The sequence below is a fragment of the Eubacterium ventriosum genome, assembly GCF_025150745.1.
Taxonomy (GTDB): domain Bacteria; phylum Bacillota; class Clostridia; order Lachnospirales; family Lachnospiraceae; genus Eubacterium_G; species Eubacterium_G ventriosum.
Genome location: NZ_CP102282.1, coordinates 839,551 through 864,678 on the forward strand (window position 1 = coordinate 839,551; position 25,128 = coordinate 864,678).

Below are 25,128 nucleotides of genomic sequence, written 5' to 3' on the forward strand. Positions count from 1 at the left end.
TAATGAATATATAATTAAGGTGTAAAAGAATAAATGATTAAAAGGAGATTTTATGAAAAAAGGGTTTAGTATAATCATGGCGTTTGTTACGGTTATGACAATGCTTTTTAGTGGCGTAACTTTTGCTGATGATACGAATGAAAATACAGAAAATAAAACAAAAGAAAGTAATTTTACAAATCTTATAGTATTTGCAAGATTTTTAGATGAAGATGAATTTATAGATAATTCTTATAATGGGGAATCTGTTAGAAAAATTACAGATAATACTTATAACAGTGCATATTTTAATGTTTCGGATTATTATGAAATTGCGTCAAGGGGAAGTCTTAAGATAAATAGCGTGTATTTGTTTAATAAAGGTGGTTCAGTGCAGTTATCTCATACAAGAGGATACTATGCAGAGTATAGTGAAGAGAATCCTGAAGGTTACAGGGACAACGGAGAGAGAGCAGAGCGTATGTACGAATTAAAAACAGACTGGTCTGAATCTATAAACAGAGCTATATCAGCGGGTAATGTGATTACAAATTATGATGGTACAAAAAAGTACAACTTTTCTGAACTTGATAAAAACAATGATGGGGTAATCGATGCAATCACCATTATTTATAAAAATACAACTCAGAGTATCTCTGTGGGTTGGTCCTCACCTTTGTGGAATTATAAGGATTATGCAGATTACGTAAAAATAAATGCAGATGGAAAAACAATTACAAGTAAAAACTATGTACAGGTAACAAATTCCTATAATTATTTATACAAGGATAATCGGGAAAACGTGATTTTGCCTATGGCAGTGGCAACTCATGAAATGGGGCACATTTTAGGATTTAAGGACTTGTACAATAGTTCAAATAGTTCGCCGGTATATTATATGTCTGCAATGGCAAAGCATATGTCACCTGTGCCACAGTTTATATCTGTAAAAGAAAGAGAAGCAAAGGGGTGGCTTACATCTGACAATGTTAAAACAATTTATCAAAATGGACAGTATACCTTAAAGGAAGCATCGACTAGAGGAGATTCACAGATAGTCGGATACAAATTAAATTTAAAAGGAACCAATAAAACACTGTACTTAGAATATAGAAATTTTGGCACAGGTGGTAATAAGTATGATTGTCAGTCAAAAGAATTGTATAAAACAGATGGAACGAAGCTAAAAGGATTGATAATTGGTTCAGGACTTGTTTGTTATTTGGTGGACAAAGACACAAAATTCCCAAACAATATGGGATGCGTTGCAGGAAAGTGGAATTATGAAACATTAGGTGGCACATATGCAACAAAATCTGACGCACCATTAAAACTGAATCAGAGCTTGGAAATAACCGATGATATGTATGTTGAAGTCACAAACATAACTGATAATCAATTAACATTTAAAATAGAAGGTGATTTTGAAGAACAACAGACTGAAATTAAAGAAATCTCAGACAGGGAAAAATATGATGGAAGGGACGATGGCATAGTAACACCAGTAAAAGATCAGGGAGATACCAATTTGTGTTGGGCATATTCAAGCATTGCAGCAGCAGAATCATCCATTTTGAAAAGTGGAATTGATCCTACAGTAACAAAAGATACATTATCATTAAATCCGATGGCGGCAGCTTATAGAGTTTTTAAGAGAGAAAGCGATCCATTGGGAAATACAGATGGAGACTGGCAATCAGTAAATTATTTGACGCAGTCAGGAGACCCACTAAAAATTGCCAAGTTATATTCAATGTGGTGGGCACCGGTATCGGGTAATGTGGTTACGACAAACCCATATGAAAATCCATCATATAGATTTGAAAATGCAATTTATATACCTGAAAACAAATCAAATCCGGAAGAATACATTAGGTCAATAAAAAAAGCCATAGCAAAATATGGGGCAGTAACATTTCAGTACAACAATGCAAGAGAAACATTATACTACAATTCAAAGAATGAACAGGGCAGTACAATTTCTCCACATGCATGCACAATCATTGGCTGGGATGACAATATCCCATCAGACAAATTTGTGCCAAATGGTGCTACCCAAAAGGGTGGCTGGCTTGTAAAAAACAGTTACAAATCATTGGAGTATTTTTGGCTATCATATGACAATACAAGCAGTTGTTCTTATGCATTTTCATTTGCACCAAAGGACAAGTATGACTTTAATTATTACTATGATGGAAGCATGGGCGATTTCCCATTAAGAAAAGATAAGTCAGTGGCAAATGTGTTTAAAGCAAAAAAATCTGATGATTTAAAAGATGAATATATAAAAGCAGTAAATGTGGCTATTGGTGGTGAAAATGTAACCGCTAAAGTGGAGATATACAAAAATGTAGATTATCCTTATGGCGGACAGGACAATGTACCAGTTTCAGGTGGTTACCTGGCAAATACTACAACGGCGTATTTTGAAAACAGTGGATATGTAACAATAGAACTGAATCAGCCGGTAAAGATTGAAAAAGACCAATGGTTCTCTGCAATAGTAAGTGTTTCAAATGAAAATGGCGACGCCAAAATAATGACTTCATATAAAAATGGCAGGGAAATGTCATATATAAACAATGGTAGTGGATGGACACAACTTAAAAATTATGTAGGAAGAATAAAGGTATACACAAAATTGGAGAACAAAGTGGAGAATCCAACTATAGAAGTGCCTACAACGGAAGCACCAACCACAGCGGAAGTGACAACAACATCAGAGCCAACAACGGAAGCACCAACCACAGCGGAAGTGACAACAACATCAGAGCCAACAACAGAAGCACCAACCACAGCGGAAGTGACAACAACACTAAAGCCAACAACGGAAGTGACAACTACATTAGAACCAACAACTAACGGAAAAACTACAACTCGTGTTGACGGTGTAAATAAAAAGAGTTTAAAGCAAACAAAAATTCTAAAAGTAAAAAAACTTAAAAATAGAAAAGTGAGAATTACTTTTAAAAAGGTAAGTAAGGCTAAAATATATCGGATACAGTATTCAACTGACAGAAAATTTAAGAAAAACGTAAGAACAAAACGTACAGGAAAAACTACATATCTGTTAAGAAAATTACGTGTTAGAAAAAGATATTATGTAAGAGTGAGAGCAATAGTTGGAAAAGACAAAGGCAAATGGAGTAGTGTAAAATCTTTTAAAGTGAGTAAGCGGTTTTATAAGTAATTGACAGTTATTCCATATTTGTTATAATACCGTCACTTGGTAGCGCAATGGTAATGTCAATTTACACACTTACAGATGCAATTGAGGGTGCGGACATTTTCTTGGACTATCTAAGTGACCAATCCAAGTCTATGTCTGTACTCTATAGGACTCAAATATCCTAATAGTTTCAGTTACAGACTCCGTTTGATGATATATCCGTAGTGCAATATCTTTTTGTTCTTTTGAATACATAAAAAGGCTCCTTTCTTTAACTACGGCACAATTTACCATTTATCCGATAAACTGAGCTTGTACTCTCAGATTGGAGCGTAACCGTCCTACCGTACTGAGGTAGCACCAATATAGTTTAACATATTTGTCGAATGTTATCTAACAATTCTAACATTTTACGCCAAAATCAAACCCTTATTTTCTCTATGATATAATTAATGTACAAGTAAGATACTTGTTCGATTGAGTATCTGCTTAAACTTTTTCCTCCAAATTATTAAAAAAAAGTAAGTTCCTTAAAGTAGAAGGGACTTATTTTTTATTATCTTTTTTATTTTTATATTCATATTTCATCATATTAAAAAGGAATAAAAAAAATAAGGAGGATACATAAATGTATATAAAAAGAAATCAAGCTACAACAGTAGCAGAAGTTGTAGAATTAAATACGGGAATAAAAGCTGAAGAATTTATAAAACCATGCAAGTTACCATTTATAAAGAATATAAAAGAAGCTAAAGAAAAAGAAGTCCCTATTAATATAATAGGAGATTATGAGTATTTGGAAAAGTCCATTGAATTTTGCCAGAAGCAGGGAATGGAAGTATTACTTTGAAGACCACCGGAGAGAAAAGGAAGAAGAAAAGCTGGGATATGATTTTGAAGAATATAAAAAATATATGGATAATTTGAGAGAGTTAGAAAAACAAATTCAGGCAGAAAAACAACTGTGGAAAGAATAGAAAGGTGAATAATATTAAGGCTGTCAGAAAATAAAACAATTATTGTAGATGTTTTGTTCTCTGGCAGCCTTTTGTAAATATTATTGTTATGCTCAGAAGACATATAGGCGAAAGAATTTATAAAGATAAAATGTTAAGAGCGTAAAAACGATACAACGAGAAAAAAAGTCCAAAAGTAATAAAAAATTACCTTAAAGTTCCATAGGCTTAAAACTTTTTATAAATTATAATTATTTTAAACAATGATACAATGCAAAAAAGTGAAAAGGAGGAAAAAGATGAAGAGACATTTAATATCTTTGATTTTAACAGTTGTATTAGTCGTAGGTGGAGTAAATGTTATTCCGGCAGGGACAAAAGATGTGTCTGCAGCTATGCAGTTAAATGATTTTGAACCATATTATAATGTTGACTTAGCGACAAAAGGAAATAAAATTTCACAGGGAGCAAAAAGTGGACATGGTTGGAGTGAAAATGAGGATGGAATTATTACAGACGGAAATGATGTCTGGTGGGTAGGCGGAGCTGATTTATCTCCAGAATTATCAGTATTACGATATAAATTAAAAGAATATAAAGATTTTTCGTTTTCGGTTGAATTTAAGAATCAATATAAAGAGGGAGAGATACGATATGGAGCCATGATTGGATTTGGAACAAAAGTTAATGCTGATGGTTCTATAAACGGTTGGAATGGTGAGGATACTGGAGTCTGGATGAAGCCTTGCATGGGAAATGTAATTAAATTAGCAGGAACATTTAAGGATATAAAGAGTGGAAATAAACAGGCAAAGGTACAGTGGACTGACGATGTTGAAGGGCTTAATATTGCGGATGAAAAGTGGCATACAATGAAGCTGGAAGTCAAAGAAGGAATTATGAAGATTTTGGTAGATGGAAAGCAGGCATGGGCAAATCAGCCATTGGCAGTTAGTGATAGTTATAATGGCGGTTATTTGTTCCTGGCATCAAATAATGGTGGCACACAGTTTAAAAATATTGAGATAAAAGAATGCAAAAGTGTTTTGGCGGATTTTGAACCATATTATAATGTTGACTTAGGGCCTGGAAATATAATTTCACAGGGAGCAAAAAGTGGACATGGTTGGAGTGAAAATGAGGATGGAACTATTACAGACGGAAATGATGTCTGGTGGGTAGGCGGAGCTGATTTATCTACAGAATTATCAGTATTACGCTATAAATTAAAAGAATATAAAGATTTTTCACTTTCGGTTGAATTTAAGAACAATATTAGAGGCGACTATAAAGAAGACGGTACAAAGAAAGATAACTGGGAAGTAAGATATGGTGCTTTTGTTGGTTTTGGCATAAAGGATAGTGAAGGTGGCATTACAGGATGGAAAGGTAATGGAACGGGAACTTTTATAAAACCTTTTGGACCAAGATGTGTAATGATGGCTGGAAGTTTTGACGACAAAAACAGTGGAAAACATTGTGAATTAGTACAGTGGGATACTTGGCTTGATAAGAGTGTTGATCTTGCAAATGATGACTGGCATACGATGAAGTTACAGGTAAACAAAGGAAGTATAAAGATTACTGTAGATGAACAGCAGGCATGGCCGACTCAGCCACTTGGATATTCTGACTGGTATAAGGGTGGTTATGTAGTAATAGGCTCAAATAATGGTGGTACTCAATTTAGAAATATTCAAATCAGTGAAGTCAAAAAGCCTTCTGTACAGATTGATGGAAAAAAAGTTGAAATAAGTGATGGTAAAGTAACTCTTGGAGATGCTAAATACGGATACTTATGTGATGGAAAGATGTATGCACCAAATACAACAGTAGAAGTTGTAGATGGAATGACCTTTACATCAGTAAATGAATTGTCAGTAACCATGGCAGATGGAGCAGGAATCAGATACATAGGCAATGAAGAAGGAACAGGAGGAATCAGATTCCAGGCAAGAATTGCATCAGACAATATGGCTGCAGTAGCATCAAGTGCCATTACCGAGGGAACATTAATTACAGCAAAGGATATTAATGACGCATTTAAAGAAGAACTGACACTTACATACAGCCATGACAAGATAAATGTTAAGAACAGTGGATGGTTTAATGGGGAAATAGGAACATACTGTGGTTCTATTTGTAGAGTAAATGAATTAAACTACATCAGAGACTTTACAGCAAGAGCGTATGTAACAATAAATTATGAAAATGCAGATGCAGTAACAATTTACAGTAGCATGGGACCAGAAAGAAATATCAGCGATATTGCAAAAGAAGTTAAGAGACAGGGATATCCGGGCATTGCAGAAGAATATTGGTCCGTAATAAATTCATTTATAAAATAATTAAGGAGGAGGATAGAAATGAGAAAATTTTATACAAGCCCAGAGGCGGAAGTCGTAGAATTTAACACAAAAGATGTGATAACAACAAGTTCTAGCAACCTTATCATCCCTGATAGTTTTACAGGTGAGTCAGCGAATGAAATACAGGGCTGGACAGGATTATTTTAATAAGGAGAAAATAAAATGATAAAAAGAAAGAAAAGATTGTGCGCTGTGATACTTACAGCAACGTTGGTTATGACAGGTATACAAATGCCATTAGGTGTACAGCAAGTATCAGCGTATACAGAGGATGATGCAGTAGAGGCAACATTGAATGATTTTGAATCGTATTATAGTCGTGATTTAGGACAGACAGAGAATTTGTTAGGAACAGTTTCGAAAGAAGAAAAATGGAATATTGACGAAAATGGTGTCATTACAGATACTAATAGTACATGGTGGAATTCTGGCGACAATCTCTGGCCGGATATGTCGGTACTGAAATATAATATATCTCAATACAAAGATTTTACATTAACAGTTGATTTTAAGAATCATATCCGTGGTGATTATGAAGAAGACGGAGTTACCAAAAAAGATAATTGGGAAATGAGATATGGGGCATTTGTTGGTTTTGGTATTAAGAATAATGGTGGTGATATCACAGGTTGGAATGGTGACAATACAGGAATAATTATAAAACCATATGGAACAAATTCTATAAAGTTGGCAGGAAGTTTTGATGATATTAATAGTGGAAAGCATGAGTCAGCAACACAGTATGATACAACAATTGATGGCGTTGATATTGCGAATGAAGATTGGCATACAATGAAATTAGAGGTCAAAGCGGGAATTATAAAGATTACTGTAGATGAACAGCAGGCATGGCCGACTCAGCCACTTGGATATTCTGACTGGTATGAGGGTGGTTATGTAGTAATAGGCTCAAATAATGGTGGCACACAGTTTAAGAATATAAAGATAGCGGGCGATAAAGTAGTGTTAACTTCACAGGAAGAACGACTGAAGGAGTACAGTGCTTACTACGCTTCTGATTTAGGAACAACAGGAAATATCCTTACATCTGTAAATAAAACGGAAAAATGGTATGTAGATGATGATGGTGTCATTACAGATATGAATAGTACATGGTGGAATTCTGGCGACGAGCTCTGGAAGGATATGTCGGTACTGAAATATAATATATCTCAATACAAAGATTTTACATTAACAGTTGATTTTAAGAATCATATCCGTGGTGATTATGAAGAAGACGGAGTTACCAAAAAAGATAATTGGGAAATGAGATATGGGGCATTTGTTGGTTTTGGTATTGAGAATAATGGTAGTGATATCACAGGTTGGAATGGTGACAATACAGGAATAATTATAAAACCATATGGAACAAATTCTATAAAGTTGGCAGGAAGTTTTGATGATATTAATAGTGGAACGCATCAGTCAGCAACACAGTATGATACAACAATTGATGGCGTTGATATTGCGAATGAAGATTGGCATACAATGAAATTAGAGGTCAAAGCGGGAATTATAAAGATTACTGTAGATGAAAAGCAGGCATGGTCGACTCAGCCATTTGGATATTCTGACTGGTATGAGGGTGGTTATGTAGTAATAGGCTCAAATAATGGTGGAACACAGTTCAAAAATGTTCAGATTGAGGAATATAATAGCGAGGAAGGGGAACCAACCAATGACTTTAGTAAAGTAAGCAGTTATTATACAGAAGATAATGCAACTTCTGATTTGAGATTAGCAGAGCCAACAGATTATTGGACTGAGACGAATGGAAGTTATAAGAGAAAGGCTGTAGAAGATAATCCGGAAGCAAAAGATGCGTTGTATATGGCACAGTTATTCCTTAAAGATAAGCAATATTATGAATTTGAATTGGAAGCCGACATTAATATAGGAAAGAATAACTGGAGAAGAACGATTATTGGCTTTGGAGCTCAGGAAGGAAGACATTTTCGACAATCAGGTGGTGGAATGGGTATCTATTTTGATGGTATTGATTCACCGACAGAAGCAAGCGTATGTCATGTAGGAAATTGCTTTAATGATGATGGCGTGTTCAAAAACTGGGACACATGGGGAGATCAACATTATAAAGGTATTGATGCAAATGGTACAGTTCATGTAAAAATGATAGTAAAAGACCGTGCTGTTACAATATACGTTGATGATAAGGAGACACCGACTAAGTTTTCTATTCCATATTGGTATAAAGGAGGATACATTTATCTGGCATCAAACGCTACAGGAGCAAAATTCTCTAATATAACCATTAAGGAAATCAGTGGAACAATATCAGAAGATACAGAAAGCCCATTATATAAAAAGTCTTCATTGTTCATAGGAGATTCTATCAGTTATGGAGCTGGTGCAGATCTTGTAAATCCGGTAGGATATTCCTGGGGCGGAATTATTGGTGAGAAAAATGAAATGGATTGGTTGAATGTTTCTGTAGGTGGTGCAACGATAGCAGAAAGTCCGGCGACAATTATTGAAAATGAATTAAATGCACCATGTGTAGAAAGCAAAGATTGGGATTATATTATTGTAGAAGGTGGAATAAATGATGCTATGAAAAATACTGAAACGGGAGTTTGTCCATTAGGAACAATAACCCCATCTTTAAATAATAAGTTTGATAAGACAACCTTTGCAGGAGCACTCGAGGCACTATTTAAAAGATTGATTGTTACATATCCAAATGCTAAAATAGGATATATTGTGACATTTAATATTAAATGGGAACCGGCATATGATTCTGACAAGTATTTTGATTTAGCAAAGCAGATTTGTGATAAGTGGGGAATTCAGTACCTGAACCTCAGAGATAACAGCATTTTAGACAATGAATCTTTCATGGAGAATCTTTTGATGGATGGCTGTCATCCAAGTACACAGGGATATGAAACTTTATCTCCGATTATTGAAGGATGGATGAAGACATTAAAAACAGATAAGATAGATATTCCAAAAGATCCGGACGAAACAACGAAAGAACCGGTAACAGATGATATAACAACAAAAAATCCTGTAACACAGGAAACTACAACGAATAAGACAGATACTCCGGGTACGACAACACAGAGACAGGTAACGGTTCAGAAACCTGCAAAAGCTGTAATAAAGAAATTGAAAAATACAAAGAAAAAATCAATTAAAATATCTTTAAAGAAAGCAGTACGTGCTAAAAAGTATCAGATTCAGTATTCGTTGAATAAAAAGTTTAAAAAAGCAAAAATAAAAACTACAACAAAACTTACCTACGTAATTAAGAATTTGAAAAAAGGAAAAACTTATTATGTAAGAGTAAGAGGAGTTAATGGAACGAAAAACGGAGCGTGGAGTAGAATTAAGAGAGTTAAGATAAAAAAATAACAAATTGATAAAAGGATAAAATAATAAAATTTTTTAATCAAACATAAAAAGGCAGGTCAATATTCGAGGTATAAAGAATGACCTGTCTTTTTGTGTATTATAATTAATCAGATTGATAATGGGAGTCAGGGTTAGGCGATATGCGATTTCGTAAAAAAATAAAAAAGTCCATATGAAAAAAAAAAAATACTAAATTGTCTATAGGATTTAAATAAGACAGGAGATATACTTACACTAAGGATAAAATAAAGATGCAATATGGATGGAGAACATATTAGGAGGAACAGAAATGAAAAGAAAGATAATTTCAATAATGCTAAGTATTGCTATTGTTATTACAGGAATTCAACTGCCAGTAATTAAGAAGGCTGTACTTGCAAAGGAAAATGTGTTAAACAAATTTGACGCTTATTATACAGCACATAGTGATAATGTAAAAGATTATCCCGCAAAAAAAGTGATAAAATCGGATTATTGGGAGGAAGATGGAGCAGGTGTTATTACCAGAACAGCGAAAGATACTACGACGGAAACAAATTCCCAGAATCCTAATTATGACGGAAATCCGTATCCGGATATGGCGATGCTGTATTACAATATTAAACAATATAAGGATTTTACTGTAGAGGTAGAATATAAAAATCCGAATAAAGGAAGAGGAGCAGCATGGCTGGGATTTGGCGGAAAAGTAACTGGTGATACTGCAAATACATGGTGCACAGAAAATGGTGCAACAATATTTGGAACAAGTGGAGAAAAGACGGTCAAACTTATAGGAACTTATATACCATGGCAGAAATCTAATAAGGGAGCAAAGACTGATGGAAGTACACTTTGGGATACAGATATATCAGGAGCAGACTGGGGAACAGAATGGAACGCAGTTAAGATTATAGTAAAAGATGGAGTTATCAATTTTTATACTAAGGTCGGAAGTGAATGGAAAGCAGCATGGGGAGACGACAAATTTTATTATGGAGACTGGTATAAAGGAGGGTATATTTTCCTTGCAAGCAACAATGCTGGAACACAGTTTAGAAACTTTAAGATAGAGGAGATTAAAGATACAAATATTCTCAAGAATTTCAATGGTTATTATACAGAAGATACAAAAGGTAACAGTTCAGTAGCAGATGTTGTCAGCAAAGAAAAATACTGGACGGAAGATGAAAATGGAATTCTAACCAGAACTTCGAAAAATACAACAGCAAACGTAGGGGATGCTTATAAAAATATGGCATACTTATTTTATAATGTAAAAGAGTATGAAGAGTTTTCTTTAGAAGTAGACTATAAAAATGCTGATCCTAAAAAAGGTGGAGCATGGGTAGGATTTGATGGAAAAATAGAAGATGATGTAGCCAAAACATGGTTTGGTGATGGTCAGGGAACTATGATTGCAGCCAATGGCAAAAACGAGGTGAATCTTGTTGGAACATTTGGTAATGGAGATAAACCAAAGATTACTACCTACAACACAACGAAGAGAGTCTGGAAAACTGAAGTGGAGGGGGCAGACTGGACCAAAGCAGAATGGAAAACTATAAAAATTGAAGTGAAAAAAGGAAAGATTAATTTTCAAATTAAAAATAATGGAAAATGGTATACGGTATACGAAAAAGAAGAACTTTTATATGATACATGGTATGATGGCGGATACATATTCCTGGCAAGTAATCATGCGGGAACACAGTTTAAAAATTTCAAACTAACAGAGTATAAAGAGTCAGAAGAATTTCGTGAGTTGAAAAAGTTTGAATCATATTATGCAGAAGATATTTATAATGCAGAACCAGTGCCTGCTTTTACAAAAGACTATTGGACAGAAAATCAGGATGGTATCATAACACGTAAGACGAAAGACGTAGGCACAGAAAATGATGGAAATCCTTACCCCAATATGGCGCTGCTTTATTATAATGTATCACAATATAAGGATTTTACATTAGAAGTGGAGATTAAAAATCCAATAAAAGGAAAAGCATCAGCATGGGTAGGATTTGACGGGACGAAAGGAAAGTCGTGGTTGACATCCTGCAATGGTACGATGATAAGTGCAATTGGAGAAAGTGCCGTAAAATTAGTGGGAAGTTTTGATGCCTATGGAATGAATCCGTTTAGATCATCGAAAAGTAAACCTGTCATTTGGGATTATTGGATGGATGATGTGAAAAATTGGGGAACAGATTGGTATAAAGTTAAAATTCAAGTATTGGATGGCGAAATTAAATTTTTTTATAATACAAGTGGAAAATGGATGAGCGCATGGCCGGAAGAATCATTTACATATGATGAATGGTATAACGGAGGTTATGTTTTTCTGGCATGTAATAGTGGTGGCACATCTTTTAGAAACTTTAAAGTCACGAATGCTACTACAAAAAAATCTGTTTTAGACAAATTTGAAACATGGTATACAGTGGGATGTGATAAAGAAAAACCAAAGAAGGTATTTACTTCACATTATTGGGAAGCAGATGAGAATGGGGTTATCACAAGAAAAGGAAGAGATGTAAAAAAAGGTGAAGATGCTAATGATGGTAATCCATATCCGAACATGGCATATCTTTTCTATAATACAAAGAAATATAAAGATTTTAGTTTGGAAGTCGATATTAAGTCACCTACAGATAAAAGAAGTTCTGCATGGGTTGGATATGATGGCGAAAAAGGAAAAACATGGCTTAACAAATTGGGCGGAACAATGTTGAGTACACAGGGAGATCGGGTGGTAAAAATGGTTGGAAGCTTTGATGCATACAATCATAACAAATTCCGCCCGTCAATAAAAACACCAAATATCTGGGACTATTGGATGGAGAACGTAGAAAACTGGGCACTGATTGGTATAAATTAAAGATAGAAGTGTGCGATGGGACAATAAAATATTTTTATAAAGTTAAAAAAAGCGGGAAATGGAGTCCGTGGCTGAATGCATGGTTAGAGGATGCGTTTACATATGATAAATGGTATGATGGCGGATACATATTCCTGGCAAGTAATCATGCGGGAACACAGTTTAGAAATTTAAAAGTTAAAGAAATAAAGAGGAAAAACTCTATATTGGATGATTTTGAGCCGTATTACACAGCAGGATGCGATAAGCAAAAACCGAAAGCAACTCGCATGTCTTATTATTGGAAAGCTGATAAGAATGGTGTCATTACAAGAAAAGGTATGGATTTGACAGACAATCTGAAAGAATGTAATGATGGAAACCCATATCCGAACATGGCTATTCTTTACAGTAAGAAAATTTATAAAGATTTTACTATGAATCTTGAGTATAAAAATCCAGCTGGAGACCGTGGTGGCGCATGGATAGGATTTGACGGAGAAAAAGGTAAGACTTGGACAGACAAAAATAGTGGAACCATGTGGTGCACTTGTGGAACGAATGGAATTAAGATGGCAGGTACATTTACCGCTTATAATGGAGTTAAGTGGGATAGTGCATTATGGGACTACTGGCTTGACAAGGCTGATTTTAATGCCCGCTGGATTAAAGCAAAGTTAGTAGTTAAAAATGGCGAGATTAAGTATTATATAAAAATCAAAGGTAAATGGAAGTTGACATGGGATACTGCAGACTATGCAAATCCACTCTATTATACTGATTGGTATGATGGTGGAAGGATTTTCTTAGCTGCAAACGAATTAGGCGTTCAGTATAGAAACATCAAAATAAAAGAAGAAAAATCAACCAATGATTTTTCAAGATTTAATTCATATTATTCAAAGTGTGTTGAAAATCAGCCGTTGGTAAAGGTTGACCCGGGTAAGTATTGGTATGAAGATAAAGGTGTTTTGATTAGAAAGAATGAGGAATTAGGAGAGTTTCAAGGAAAAGAATGGAATTTAAGTAATTACCAGCAGAACAAAATGGCATACATGTTTCTTAATGGCAACTATGTGTATAGCGATAACTGGCAGTTAGATGTAGATGTTACATTAGGAAATAGTGCATGGAAACGATTCTATATAGGTTATGGTGCCACAGATACTGTTACCTGGCGTAAGCCGAATGGAGGTACAGTATTTTGGACAGATGATAATGGCGGAGTCTGTATGGAAGGTAATTATGCCAGCAATGAACAAATATATGGAGACACAGCAGAAAGTATAAAAAATTTTGAAAAGAATAAAGCACATCATTATAGGATTGTAGCAAAAGCAGGTGTTGTGCATCTTTATATAGATGGAATTCAAGTAAAAGAATATGTTCAGCAGAAGTATCAGAAAGGCGGACGGGTATTTTTTGCGAGTAATTCAGTAAACACTACATTTTCAAATATCAGTATTAAAACGCTTGAATCGGATTTCTCCCAGTCATCATGGTCGGGATATAAAGAATATTACTCATCAGATATTACGAAGAATGCATTAACTAAGGTTCAGGAAGGAACAAACTGGGCAATAGAAGATGGTGTTATCAGACGTAAAGCACAGGAGCCGGGAATGGATGATTGTAGAAATTATCTGGATATGGCATATTTATATTTAAATGATAAGAAATATACAAATTTCAAGTTGGAACTGGATTATAAAAATGGTAATTCCGGATGGCATAGAGCACCGATAGGTTTTGGAGCAAAAATGGGCAGACATTTTATGGAAGAAGGTGGAGGAATTACTGCATTAGTACAGCCGGATGGATATGTGCATTTTGACGGAAACAATCAGAGTGATGGCGCATTTGAGGAACATGTATTTTGGCCGGTTTATGACGAAAAGGGAAATGATGTTTCAACATTAAAGCCGTATGATGAGACAAAATGGCATCATATGGTAATGGAGGTTGCAGATGGATATGTGACAGTAACAGTCGATGGATTTAAGTATGTGTATGAGATGGCACTTCCGTCATATTATAATGGAGGATATATTTATCTTGCGGCGAATTCTGTCTGGGCAGAATATAAAAATATTAAAATTGAAGATTATTCCGAGATGTATAATTCAGATGATAAGGGATGGATACCAAAACGTGAAGATATCGAATATGATTTTGAATACAGAGAAAAGGAAGAAAATAATTCAATATGGTCATGGATTTATAAAGAATTATAATTTGGTACAGTGGAAAGGAGAAACAGATGAGAAAAAGTAATAAAATTATTGCATTAGTGCTTTCGATTATTTTGACAGTAAGTATGTCTGCTACAGTTTTTGCTGCTACCAAAGCAAAACCGAACGAGTGGGATTCCTTTGGAACAAGTGCAGAAGGTCCTAAGTACCCACAGATTCGTGGAGAGTATAGAACAGTTGACAGTTTAGTTGGAATTAAAAAGAAGCAGAAAGAATTTATTTTAGAAGTGAAGGTAGATGGAAAAACAGAAAAATTACATTTGACATTTCCTTCTACCGGAGGATTTCGGTTGACAGGAAGCCATAAAGGATATTTTGCTCCGAAAGATGTTCAGGATATAACATATCAAAAGAATGATAAAACAATGATTCAGATGAGAGCAGAAGATGGAACAGCAGTGAGCTTTAAGAAGGAGGGGAGTGGCTTTCGATTAAGTGTTTTCAACAAGGAAAACAGAAAGCTGTTTGATATTTCTCCGGAGCAGATAGCATTTTCTTTTGAGAATAGCGAGATTAAAAAAGTGCGGCTGGAATTGCCATTAGCAAGTGAAGAATCTATATACGGTACAGGAGAACGTTTTAATGAATTAGATCAGACTGGAAAAAGACTTCTCATGTGGAATGTTGATGCAGGGTATAACAATGCAACAGGAGCACTCAATGCAGAAAAATGGCGAGGATATAAAAATGTTCCTATCATATATAGCAATAGAGGATATACTTTGTTTTTTAATTCGTTTTACAGTGGCAGGCTGGATATAGGATATACTAACAGTAAAAAATGTACGATGGAATTTCAGGGTCCTGATTTTGATTTTTTTGTATGGACAGGGACTCCAAAAGAAAATATTTCGGGTTACACAAGTCTTACGGGAACATCAATTGTTCTCCCTAAGTGGGGATACCGATATATGGCGGGAGGTCATTCAAAATTTTGGGAGACATATGGTGGTTCGACAATCGGTTCTATTTTGAAAATGCAGCAAGGCTTTAAAAATATAGGCACTCCTGATATAGCAGCAGTATATGTAGAATCGGCCGATATAACAGATGCAAAAATTTATAATGCACTTAAGAAAACAGGAACAAAACTGCTTACCTGGAATTCTCCAGACTATAATATAGATACAATGAAGGGATATCTGCCGGGAGTTGATACGAAGAAATTACCGATAACAAAATCGGTAAATAATCCGTTAGCAGATGTTGGATGTTTTATAGATTTTACAGATCCTATGTCAAAAACAATGCTGAATAATCGTATTGGAAATTATGGAAAATTAGGCTGGGCAGGCGGATTAGTAGACTTTGGCGAATTAATTCCATTAAGAGCTTTATTTAGAGGAAATGGAAGCACTGGAGCAGAAATGCATAATATGTTTCCTTATTGGGAAACAAAAGTATATAACGAAGTGTTAAAAGAGAAAACAATAGATGGTAGTGTGACTTTTTCAAGAGCCGGATGTGCAGGAGCGCAAAGTTATTCGGCATTCTTTAATGGAGATCAGGCCAGTGGAATGAATGGCATGAAAATGCAGTTGATATCTGGTTTATCAGATAGTGCCAGTGGATTTACGATGTGGGGAGCAGATTTAGGAGGACTTGATGGCAGTCTGAGTAATGAAGTGTACGCAAGAGCAGTTGAATTTTCTGCTTTTCAGCCAATAATGAGAGCACACGGACAAACAAGCAGATTTCCGTGGGATTATGGAAAAACAGGTGAAAAGACATATCTGAAATATTATTGGTTAAGAGAAAATTTGCTTAATACTATATATAGTGCAGCAATTAAGTCTAATAAAAAGGGAACACCGGTAGCAACACCACTCACTATGGAGTATCCTAATGAGGCAAAATATGATGGATTATATACTACCTATTTATTCTGTGATGATTTTTTGGTGAGCCCAGTATTGGAAGAACAGGCATATTTAAATGATGTGGCTTTTCCGAAAGGAACATGGTATGGACTTTATAATGGAGAAAAAATCGAAGGTGGGAAGACAAAACAGGTAGAAGCTCCGATAGATGAAATACCTGTGTATCTAAAAGCAGGAGCAACAGTGCCAGTCACAGTGTCAGACAGCCTGAATCTTTCAGACAGTATGCAGGACGTGGATAAAGCTGAAGCACTGCTGGTTACAATTCCGGATGAAGAGAGAGAGAACATATTTTATAAAGATGAGAATACTTGTGCTAAATACGTGAGTACACGGGTAGATGAAAATACTTTTGAAGTAAAGGCAGACTCAGGAAATGAAACGACTGCTGTGATATTAAAGGGAAGTGCAGCATATTCGGTTGAATTAGATGGTGAGAAATTAGAGTGTCTGGATAATAAACCAAATTCCAAAGGTGAGAAGGGTTATTTTTGTGAAAATAATGAACAGACCATTATTAATCTTGGTAAAAAAGATTGGAAAAAAATTAAAATAAGTCTTGGAAAAATTCAAACCAAAAATGTCCTTAAGGATGCAAAGGTAAGTGATAAAAAATTAGCAGCAACAATTGATGGTGACTATAATTCAAAGTATGTTCTGAGTAATAAAGCAGGAACAGAGGATTTGATTTATGAATTAAAGGAAAAGAATGAAATTCAAAACATTAAAGTGAAATGGACTGCTCAGTATTCAGAAAAATACAAAGTATCTGTATCTGAAAATGGAAAAGAGTGGAAAGAGGTTTTAAGTGAAGAAGAAGGTATAGGTGGAATTAAAGAGATACCATTAAAAGGAACAATAGCGAAATATATAAAGATACATGATGTGGAGAAAAAAACAGGAAGTGTTCCAACGTTGTATGAGGTAGAAGCGTATGGAGTACAAGCCACAACGAGTATATGGATCTATGCTATTATAATTGTATTGATATGTATTGTAATTGTTTTGATGATTGTTACACTGAAAGTTTTAAGGAGGAAGAAACATGAAGATATTGTTTCAAGGAGATAGCATTACAGATTCTAATCGGGATTATGATGATATTCACGATTTAGGAGATGGATATGCACACTATGCAGCAGGTTTTATTTCAGAAAAATATCCGGAGTGTACATTTGAGTTTGTGAATCAGGGAATTAATGGAAATAAAACAGAAGATTTATTAAATCGTGTACAATCAGATTTGGTTGATATTCAGCCGGACATTGTATCTATTATGATTGGAATTAATGATGTATGGTATTATTCGGAAGATAGGGAATGGCTTTCAAATGAGGTTTTTGAGGAGAGATACCGTACGATTTTAGAAAATATCAGACAGAAGACAAAAGCACATATCATGATATTAGAGCCATATTTGATGCCGGCTGAGGATAAATTGTTTTTTAGAGATGATTTATACGGTAAGGTTCAAATTATTAGAAAACTTGCATACGAATATGCAGATGTATTGGTTCCGACAGAAGGTTTGATTTATTCGTCTATTTTAGGAGTAGAAGAACAAAAGTTTATTGGAGATGGTGTTCATCCGACAGATTTCGTGGCGAGAGTTATTGGTAAATATTATTGTGAGTATATATCAATGATTATTGATAAAATTATATAATTGCACAGTCAGAAATACTCCTAGGATCGAAGAGGCACAGAAAAGTAGTTGTTCTTACAAGTCCGTGCATTGAAAGAGAGTTTGCTTGCAGACTCTCTTTTTTGTATGGATAATATTTACTTTTTTAAAGAAAAATAAGAAAAAAAATATAGATGTATGTAGAAAAAACACGAAAACCCCTCTTTTTTTTTAGCATAAGGGAATTATCAAAAAGTAAAAAACGAAAAAGTCCATACGTGACTTTATTGTGAAAAAAAATCTATAGGATTTAAAAAGATGTCGATATATAATTATTGCATAGATATAATTCAGTGCAGAATTAAAGAAATGAAAGGAGTATTATACTATGAGAATCAAGAGAAAATTATTGGCAGTAGTGCTTTGTTTGAGCATGGTTACATGCTTGTTTACAGGATGTGGAGGCAGTTCAGAGGAAGAGACAACGAAAGCGGCATCTACGAAAACAGGTGGAGATTTGGTAATTGAAGGGTTAGGAACCGACCAGAATGCTGACTACTCAGTAGAAGGAACGGTTACGATTGCTGTTGATACGGCGAGAGCTACAGATTATGAAGCTCTTTTTGATGCATTGCAGCAGGCTTATCCAAAGTTGGATATTCAGTTTGATTATTTTTCACATACAGATAAGGACAGCGCGGCAGAATATTTGTCAGCTAAGGCTTCTGCAGGAAAGATGCCTGACATTATCTGGGATGAAGCTGCTACGGATGGTTCGCTGATGACATATATATCACAGGGATGGGTATATCCACTGGATGAGTTTGTTAAGGATGATCCGGATTTTAAATATGTACCTGAAAATTTAGTTAAGAATTATACATTTTGTGATAAGTTATATGCGCTTCCACATCAGGCACAGTTTGAAGAAATGGTCGTGAATTTAGATGTTCTTGATGCGTTAAATCTTGATATGCCGGAATTAGACTGGACATTAGAGGATTTTGAAAAATATCTGAAAGCGGCTACAAATTCTACATATTCAGGTATAGAAAAACTTTTCCAGATACCAAGTTTGGTAGTGAGTGCCTATAATCCTAAAGATACTGTAAATGGATATAATGAAGATACGCATCAGTTTGAAGCAGATGCGTATGTAAAAGCATTGAAATATATGATTAATTTAAGAGCTATTCCAGGGCTTGAAGCGTGGGCTCTCAGAAGAACATCAACAGGTGATAAGACAGATTATGTTAAAAAATTTGGAACGGATGAAGATAATGCAGCTTTTGATAAAGGACTTACATTGTTCCATGGTGTAGGTACGTGGGAATTGGCAGATGCTCAGTCCAGATGGTCGGACAAAAACTGGACCAGTTGGACAATACCTCAGAATAAAAAGGCAAAAGGAGTGATGCCGTACCATGTAGATCACTGTTTTATGACAAGCAGTTGTGAAAATACAAAAGCAGCTTGGCAGGTTCTGAGATTTATTACATATAGTTCTGAGGGAAATTTGGCAAGACTCAGCATGTATGATGAGACAAATGCAGGAAAATATGCAACAATCAATAAGTTATATTATCCTACAACAACCAATCCTAAGGTGGCAGAAAAATTTAATAGTTTACCGGGAGTGACAGAGGTAGACAAATATTTGTTTAAAAATATTGATAAGTGCAGACGTATTGATGTGGAAAAAATAGTGCCACGGTATAATGACATAATAAAGAACTATTTTGATGAAGCACAGAATCAGGCAACAGACGGAACAAGTTCTAATGTTGAACCGATTATTAAAGAGGCGGTAGCAAAAGCTAATCCGGAAATGAAAAAAGCCTGGGAAGATTTTGAAAAAAAAGTTTTGAAAGTTCAGAAAGATTTTGAACAAAAACATTCGAAATAGAACAGAAACACAACGGGTTACAAAAAAAGTTTGGAACAGAATAGGTTAAATTGTTAGAGGATGGAGGAAAAATGCAAAAAAGAATCAGCTTGTTATTAGTTATAGTAATGATTGTTACTTCACTTTTAGCGTGTGGAAAGGAAAAATTAAATACAAAGAACGAATCCTATGAAGGAAAGACAGGCGGATTTTATACAAAACAGGCAATTGAAAACTGGAATTCATATGACGAAGCTGACTGTACAAATATAGAAGCAGAAAATATCCGGCTTAGTGGAAAGAAAGTTTCAAATTATCCGATAACTGTAACCAGAAAAGAAAAACTGAAGTTGCGTGTTACGCCTCCAGAGTCAGCAGATTATTGTGTTGTAGCAGAATATCGTCCAGTGGGCGATGTTCTGGCTACAGATGCATTGTATGAAGTGAAATTGAATGGAAAAGAAACAAAGCGGACACAGTTACAAATGCTTTGGCATGATTTGACAAGAGAAGCTGTTGATAGAAGTGGGAACGAATCCGTTAGAAGACAAACAAACTTGGATGAATATGTGAAGAGCACATTTTTAGATTATGGAAATACGGATAGAGAGAAAGTTCAGTGGAAATTAGAGAAGGGAAAAACTTATACATTTGAGATAATTCCGGATGAGCAGGGAATAGAAATATCCGGATTAATGCTTTATAAAATAAAAGATACGAAAACAGAAAAAATGCAAAAAACGGATAATGTTCCGATGATTGTAATTGAAGCAGAAAAATATTCGTTAAAGTCAGATTCTTATATCAGAGCAACATCAGCAAGGGACGCATCTCTTTCACCTTATGATACATATCATAAAAAAATTAATTTGATTGACAGTTCTGCATGGGGAACAGCAGGTCAGAAGATTATATGGGAATTTGAGGCGAAAGAGGAAGGCAATTATCGTTTAGGTCTTCATTTGAAACAAAATGCTGATGTTAATAAGACGGTGTTTAGAACGATAGAGATAGATGGAAAAGTTACAGATTCCAGATGGGAGAATGCAAAAGTCCCATATACAGGAACCAGTGGATATCATAATTATACATTTAATGACGAAGAGGGGGATATGACGGTACACCTGGCGAAAGGAAAACATACTTTGGCAATGGTGGTAACTGTGGGAGATTATAAAGAAATATATTCACAGATTGATGAATTGATGAAAAATGTAAATCAACTGGGAACTGAGTTACTTCGTATTACAGGCGGGGTGTCCGATGAAAATCGTACATGGGATTTAGAATCTTATATGCCTGATGCAACAGACAGAATAAAGAAATACGCAGAACAGGCAGATAAAATATATGAGCAATTAGAAAAAATAGACGGAAAAGAACCGGTATATGCGATGGACTTACAGACAGCGTCCGATAAACTTAGAAAACTATTGGAGGAACCGGAAAAAATACCAGGGAAAACAGAAGATATTTTCAGAGGTGATGATTCAGCCTCCAAGTATTTAGGAAATGTGTTATCCTGCCTTACAGGTCAGGGATTATCTTTGGATAAAATTTATCTGTATGGAACAGATGAACTGCCAAAAGAAGATATATCAATATTCAAAACAGCAGGAGAGGCGATTAAGCGATTTTTATGGTCATTTACAGACGAAGCAGATAGTGATAATTATGCTGCCAGTGATCAGAATGAAGAAGAACTGGAAGTGTGGGTGGCACAATCTACTGTAACAGTTCAGATATTACAACAGTTATTAGATGAGACATATAATAAAGAGCATAATACAAATATTCGTTTGAAAGTTATGCCAAATGAACAAAAACTGGTATTGTCCAATGCAACGAATACAAATCCGGATGTGGTGCTCTGTGCAACGGCAGGGCAGCCGTTTACGTTTGCCTGTAGAGGGGCATTAAAGAATCTTCTGGACTATGAAGACTTTATGGATGTCTACACAAAAGATTATCAATTGGAATCTTTAGTAGCAACATCTTATGGTGACGGTGTTTATGGCGCTGTGGATTCCAGAAACTTTCAGTTATTGTTTTATCGCAAAGATATTCTGGAATCACTACATCTGGAAGTGCCACAGACATGGGATGACATAGAGGCCATGATGCCGACACTGTTAAGAAATCAGATGAACTGTTATATACCTATTTCACAGAGAGCATCATTAAAGGGTTTAGGAGTTACTACTCCATTTATATACCAAAAGGGTGCAGAAATATATTCAGAAAAAGGTAATACGACAGCAATTAATAGTACAGAGTCGGTGGATGCTATTACAGAAATGACAGAATTCTACAAAATATACGGAATGCAGACTACTGTAGAAAACTTTTATCTGAGTTTTAGATATGGTGAGGTGCCAATCGGAATAGGAGATTTTAATACGTATCTCCAGTTGAAGATGGCAGCACCGGAATTGGCAGGACAGTGGGGAGTTGCATTATGTCCGGGAACCAGACAGAAGGATGGAAGTATTCTCAGATATCAGCCGGCTGACACTACGGCATCAATGATTTTTGCGAATACAGATAAGCCGGATGAAGCATGGGAATTCCTTAAATGGTGGTTGGACGAGGATACACAGTATGAGTATTCTATCAGAAGATGTCAAAGTTTAGGTTTAGAATACCAATGGAATACAGCAAATATTGAGGCCTTCAAGAAACTGCCATTTGATTCGGATGTAAAAGAAAAAGCCATAGAACAGTGGCAGTATCAGAGAGAAGTTACGCCACATCCTGCTTCTTACATTGTGGAGAGAGAGTTAAGCGGTGTATGGAATGATGTGGTTATAGACGGCAGTGATATGATGGAATCTTTAGATCAGGCTGTTTTAGTAATAGACAGAGAAATTAAAAGAAAACTTCAGGAATTTGGATATATAGATCAAGATGGAAAATTAATTAAAGATTATAATATAGAGATACTAAAAATGCTTTACACAAAAACAGGAAGACGAGGTGCCAAAAATGAAAAGTAAACTCCTTTCTTTAAAAAAAATTAAAAATGAATATTCCTCTTTAGTTTTAATGGCACCTTATACATTCCTGTTTATTTTGTTTATTATAATCCCGGTGGGGGCGGCTATTATATTATCATTTACATCATTTAATGCAATTGGTGCGCCGTCCTTTACAGGGTTAAGCAATTATGTGAATTTGCTTACGAATGATTCGGTATTTATGCAGAAAGTATTGCCGAATACATTGATATATGCCATTTTTGTAGGACTTGGTGGTTATGTATTATCATTTTTTTTGGCATGGTCATTATCTCAGATACCAAAAATACCGAGAACAATTATGACCGTTATATTATATTCTCCGTCTGTAACTGGTGGAGTATTGCTGGCGACTATATGGAGTTCAGTTTTTAGTGGAGACAAGAGAGGCTTGTTGAATTATTTACTGTTAAAATATGATATTATCGAGAATCCTATTCAATGGTTACAGTCGGGATCATATCTCATGCCGATTATGATTATTGTAGGTCTTTGGAGTTCTATGGGCATAGGGTTTCTCTCAATGCTGTCAGGTATTTTGAATACGGATAAAGAAATGTATGAGGCAGCAAGAATAGACGGTGTCAAGAATAGATTTCAGGAAATTATCTATATTACGATTCCGGCGATAAAACCGCAAATGATGTTCGGTGCAGTAATGGCGATTGTTAATATCTTTAAAGATGGTGGAAGTGGTGTAACACTTTCCGGAGCCAACCCCACACCGGATTATGCAGGACAGTTGATAGCAAATCATATTGATGATTATGGATTTATCCGTTATGAGATGGGATATGCTGCGGCAGTTTCTACAGTATTACTGTTGATGATATTTATATTGTCAAGAGTTGTTTCAAGAGTGTTCAGTAGTGATGGTGAGTAGGAGGTACTGTATGTTAAAAAGAAAAAGGCGACATAAATTGGGAACAAGTAATACAGATCCTGCCAGATTTAATAAAAGCCAGATAAAAATATATGGGTATCTGATACCAATATCTATTGTAATGCTTTTACCAATTATATATATTGTAGTATCTGCATTTAAACCGATGGATGAACTGTTTGCATATCCACCAAGATTTTATGTGAAAAATCCTACATTTGATAATTTCAGGAGGTTGTTTGAGGTGTCTTCAGATACTGCAATTTCGGCAGGAAGATATTTATTCAACACTTTCGTGAATACCGTTGTCATTATGTTTTTAAATGTGTGGATATCTGTGTGCGTCGGGTTCGTTTTATCTAAGAAAACATTTCGTGGCAAAGATGCATTGCTGCAGGTTAATAATATGGCGTTGATGTTCGTTCAGACGGCTGTGGCAATACCGACCTATTTTGTTATTGTATATACAGGACTTAGAAACAATTTTCTTGTAGGCATTATACCTGCATTGGTAGTGCCAACAGGAGTGTTTTTAGTAAAACAGTTTATTGACCAGTTGCCGGATGCATTGATTGAGGCAGCACGTATTGATGGGGCTACGGACTATCAGATTATACGAAAAGTAGTGTTTCCATTAGTGAAACCGGCGTTAGCTACCGTAATGTTATTAGCATTTCAGGGGGCATGGCTTGATGCAAATGCCTCTACGATGTATTTGGATAGTGAGACTTTAAAAACATTTGCGTATTATATAGGAACATTGACGGCAGGAGGAAGTGTTATCACACAGGGGATAGCAGCAGCAGGAGCATTAATTATGTTAGTTCCGAATATTGTTTTATTTATTATTCTTCAGTCAAGAGTAATGAATACTATGGCAAACTCGGGAATTAAGTAGTTAAC

13 protein-coding genes are annotated in these 25,128 nt (G+C 35.3%); all 13 read left to right on the forward strand.

All coding sequences use genetic code 11. From position 1 onward, the window contains the following. The first annotated feature begins 52 nt into the window (after nucleotides 1-52). The 13 genes from NQ558_RS03885 to NQ558_RS03945 all read left to right on the forward strand — a co-directional run bounded on the left by NQ558_RS03885 (nucleotide 53) and on the right by NQ558_RS03945 (nucleotide 25,123). Entirely contained in the window at nucleotides 53-3,169 is a 3,117-nt protein-coding gene (locus NQ558_RS03885; protein ID WP_005363359.1) for a lectin like domain-containing protein, read from the forward strand. Between the two features lie 607 nt (nucleotides 3,170-3,776). Continuing rightward, entirely contained in the window at nucleotides 3,777-3,998 is a 222-nt protein-coding gene (locus NQ558_RS03890) for a hypothetical protein (protein WP_005363358.1), read from the forward strand. A 405-nt stretch (nucleotides 3,999-4,403) separates the two neighbouring features. Beyond that, complete coding sequence (locus NQ558_RS03895; protein WP_040447220.1) at nucleotides 4,404-6,452, forward strand: 3-keto-alpha-glucoside-1,2-lyase-like domain-containing protein; 2,049 nt, start codon at nucleotides 4,404-4,406, stop codon at nucleotides 6,450-6,452. A gap of 18 nt (nucleotides 6,453-6,470) precedes the next feature. After that, the gene (locus NQ558_RS03900; protein ID WP_005363356.1) at nucleotides 6,471-6,620 is read left to right on the forward strand and encodes a hypothetical protein; all 150 of its coding nucleotides are present in this window, start codon (nucleotides 6,471-6,473) and stop codon (nucleotides 6,618-6,620) included. A gap of 15 nt (nucleotides 6,621-6,635) precedes the next feature. Beyond that, complete coding sequence (locus tag NQ558_RS03905; RefSeq protein ID WP_005363355.1) at nucleotides 6,636-9,848, forward strand: GDSL-type esterase/lipase family protein; 3,213 nt, start codon at nucleotides 6,636-6,638, stop codon at nucleotides 9,846-9,848. Nucleotides 9,849-10,137: 289 nt separating this feature from the next. Further along, nucleotides 10,138-12,705 (forward strand): hypothetical protein, encoded by a 2,568-nt coding sequence (locus tag NQ558_RS03910; protein ID WP_040447218.1) that lies wholly within the window; start codon nucleotides 10,138-10,140, stop codon nucleotides 12,703-12,705. Continuing rightward, entirely contained in the window at nucleotides 12,660-14,918 is a 2,259-nt protein-coding gene (locus NQ558_RS03915) for a 3-keto-alpha-glucoside-1,2-lyase-like domain-containing protein (protein WP_040447217.1), read from the forward strand. The genes NQ558_RS03910 and NQ558_RS03915 overlap by 46 nt, the downstream gene beginning before the upstream one ends. Nucleotides 14,919-14,944: 26 nt before the next feature. Continuing rightward, on the forward strand, nucleotides 14,945-17,887 hold the full coding sequence (locus NQ558_RS03920; protein WP_005363350.1) for a TIM-barrel domain-containing protein: 2,943 nt from the start codon (nucleotides 14,945-14,947) through the stop codon (nucleotides 17,885-17,887). Further along, nucleotides 17,862-18,482, forward strand: coding sequence for an SGNH/GDSL hydrolase family protein (locus NQ558_RS03925; protein WP_005363349.1), 621 nt, complete (start codon nucleotides 17,862-17,864; stop codon nucleotides 18,480-18,482). Before NQ558_RS03920 ends, NQ558_RS03925 begins: the two co-directional genes overlap by 26 nt. A gap of 346 nt (nucleotides 18,483-18,828) precedes the next feature. Continuing rightward, a complete protein-coding gene (locus tag NQ558_RS03930; RefSeq protein WP_040447215.1) occupies nucleotides 18,829-20,346 on the forward strand; it encodes an ABC transporter substrate-binding protein in 1,518 nt (505 codons plus the stop codon). A 71-nt stretch (nucleotides 20,347-20,417) separates the two neighbouring features. After that, on the forward strand, nucleotides 20,418-23,321 hold the full coding sequence (locus NQ558_RS03935) for an extracellular solute-binding protein (RefSeq protein ID WP_005363347.1): 2,904 nt from the start codon (nucleotides 20,418-20,420) through the stop codon (nucleotides 23,319-23,321). After that, nucleotides 23,311-24,225, forward strand: a complete 915-nt coding sequence (locus NQ558_RS03940; RefSeq protein WP_005363346.1) for a carbohydrate ABC transporter permease — start codon at nucleotides 23,311-23,313, stop codon at nucleotides 24,223-24,225. Before NQ558_RS03935 ends, NQ558_RS03940 begins: the two co-directional genes overlap by 11 nt. A 10-nt stretch (nucleotides 24,226-24,235) precedes the next feature. Continuing rightward, complete coding sequence (locus tag NQ558_RS03945) at nucleotides 24,236-25,123, forward strand: carbohydrate ABC transporter permease (RefSeq protein WP_005363345.1); 888 nt, start codon at nucleotides 24,236-24,238, stop codon at nucleotides 25,121-25,123. The last annotated feature ends 5 nt before the right edge of the window (nucleotides 25,124-25,128 follow it).

Excerpts from the sequence above, each read along its gene's own strand:
- NQ558_RS03900 (WP_005363356.1), top strand. The coding sequence starts at position 6,471 with ATGAGAAAATTTTATACAAGCCCAGAGGCGGAAGTCGTAGAATTTAAC.
- NQ558_RS03895 (WP_040447220.1), top strand. The coding sequence starts at position 4,404 with ATGAAGAGACATTTAATATCTTTGATTTTAACAGTTGTATTAGTCGTA.
- NQ558_RS03945 (WP_005363345.1), top strand. The coding sequence starts at position 24,236 with ATGTTAAAAAGAAAAAGGCGACATAAATTGGGAACAAGTAATACAGAT.
- NQ558_RS03930 (WP_040447215.1), top strand. The coding sequence starts at position 18,829 with ATGAGAATCAAGAGAAAATTATTGGCAGTAGTGCTTTGTTTGAGCATG.
- NQ558_RS03920 (WP_005363350.1), top strand. The coding sequence starts at position 14,945 with ATGAGAAAAAGTAATAAAATTATTGCATTAGTGCTTTCGATTATTTTG.
- NQ558_RS03925 (WP_005363349.1), top strand. The coding sequence starts at position 17,862 with ATGAAGATATTGTTTCAAGGAGATAGCATTACAGATTCTAATCGGGAT.
- NQ558_RS03905 (WP_005363355.1), top strand. The coding sequence starts at position 6,636 with ATGATAAAAAGAAAGAAAAGATTGTGCGCTGTGATACTTACAGCAACG.
- NQ558_RS03910 (WP_040447218.1), top strand. The coding sequence starts at position 10,138 with ATGAAAAGAAAGATAATTTCAATAATGCTAAGTATTGCTATTGTTATT.
- NQ558_RS03935 (WP_005363347.1), top strand. The coding sequence starts at position 20,418 with ATGCAAAAAAGAATCAGCTTGTTATTAGTTATAGTAATGATTGTTACT.
- NQ558_RS03890 (WP_005363358.1), top strand. The coding sequence starts at position 3,777 with ATGTATATAAAAAGAAATCAAGCTACAACAGTAGCAGAAGTTGTAGAA.
- NQ558_RS03885 (WP_005363359.1), top strand. The coding sequence starts at position 53 with ATGAAAAAAGGGTTTAGTATAATCATGGCGTTTGTTACGGTTATGACA.
- NQ558_RS03940 (WP_005363346.1), top strand. The coding sequence starts at position 23,311 with ATGAAAAGTAAACTCCTTTCTTTAAAAAAAATTAAAAATGAATATTCC.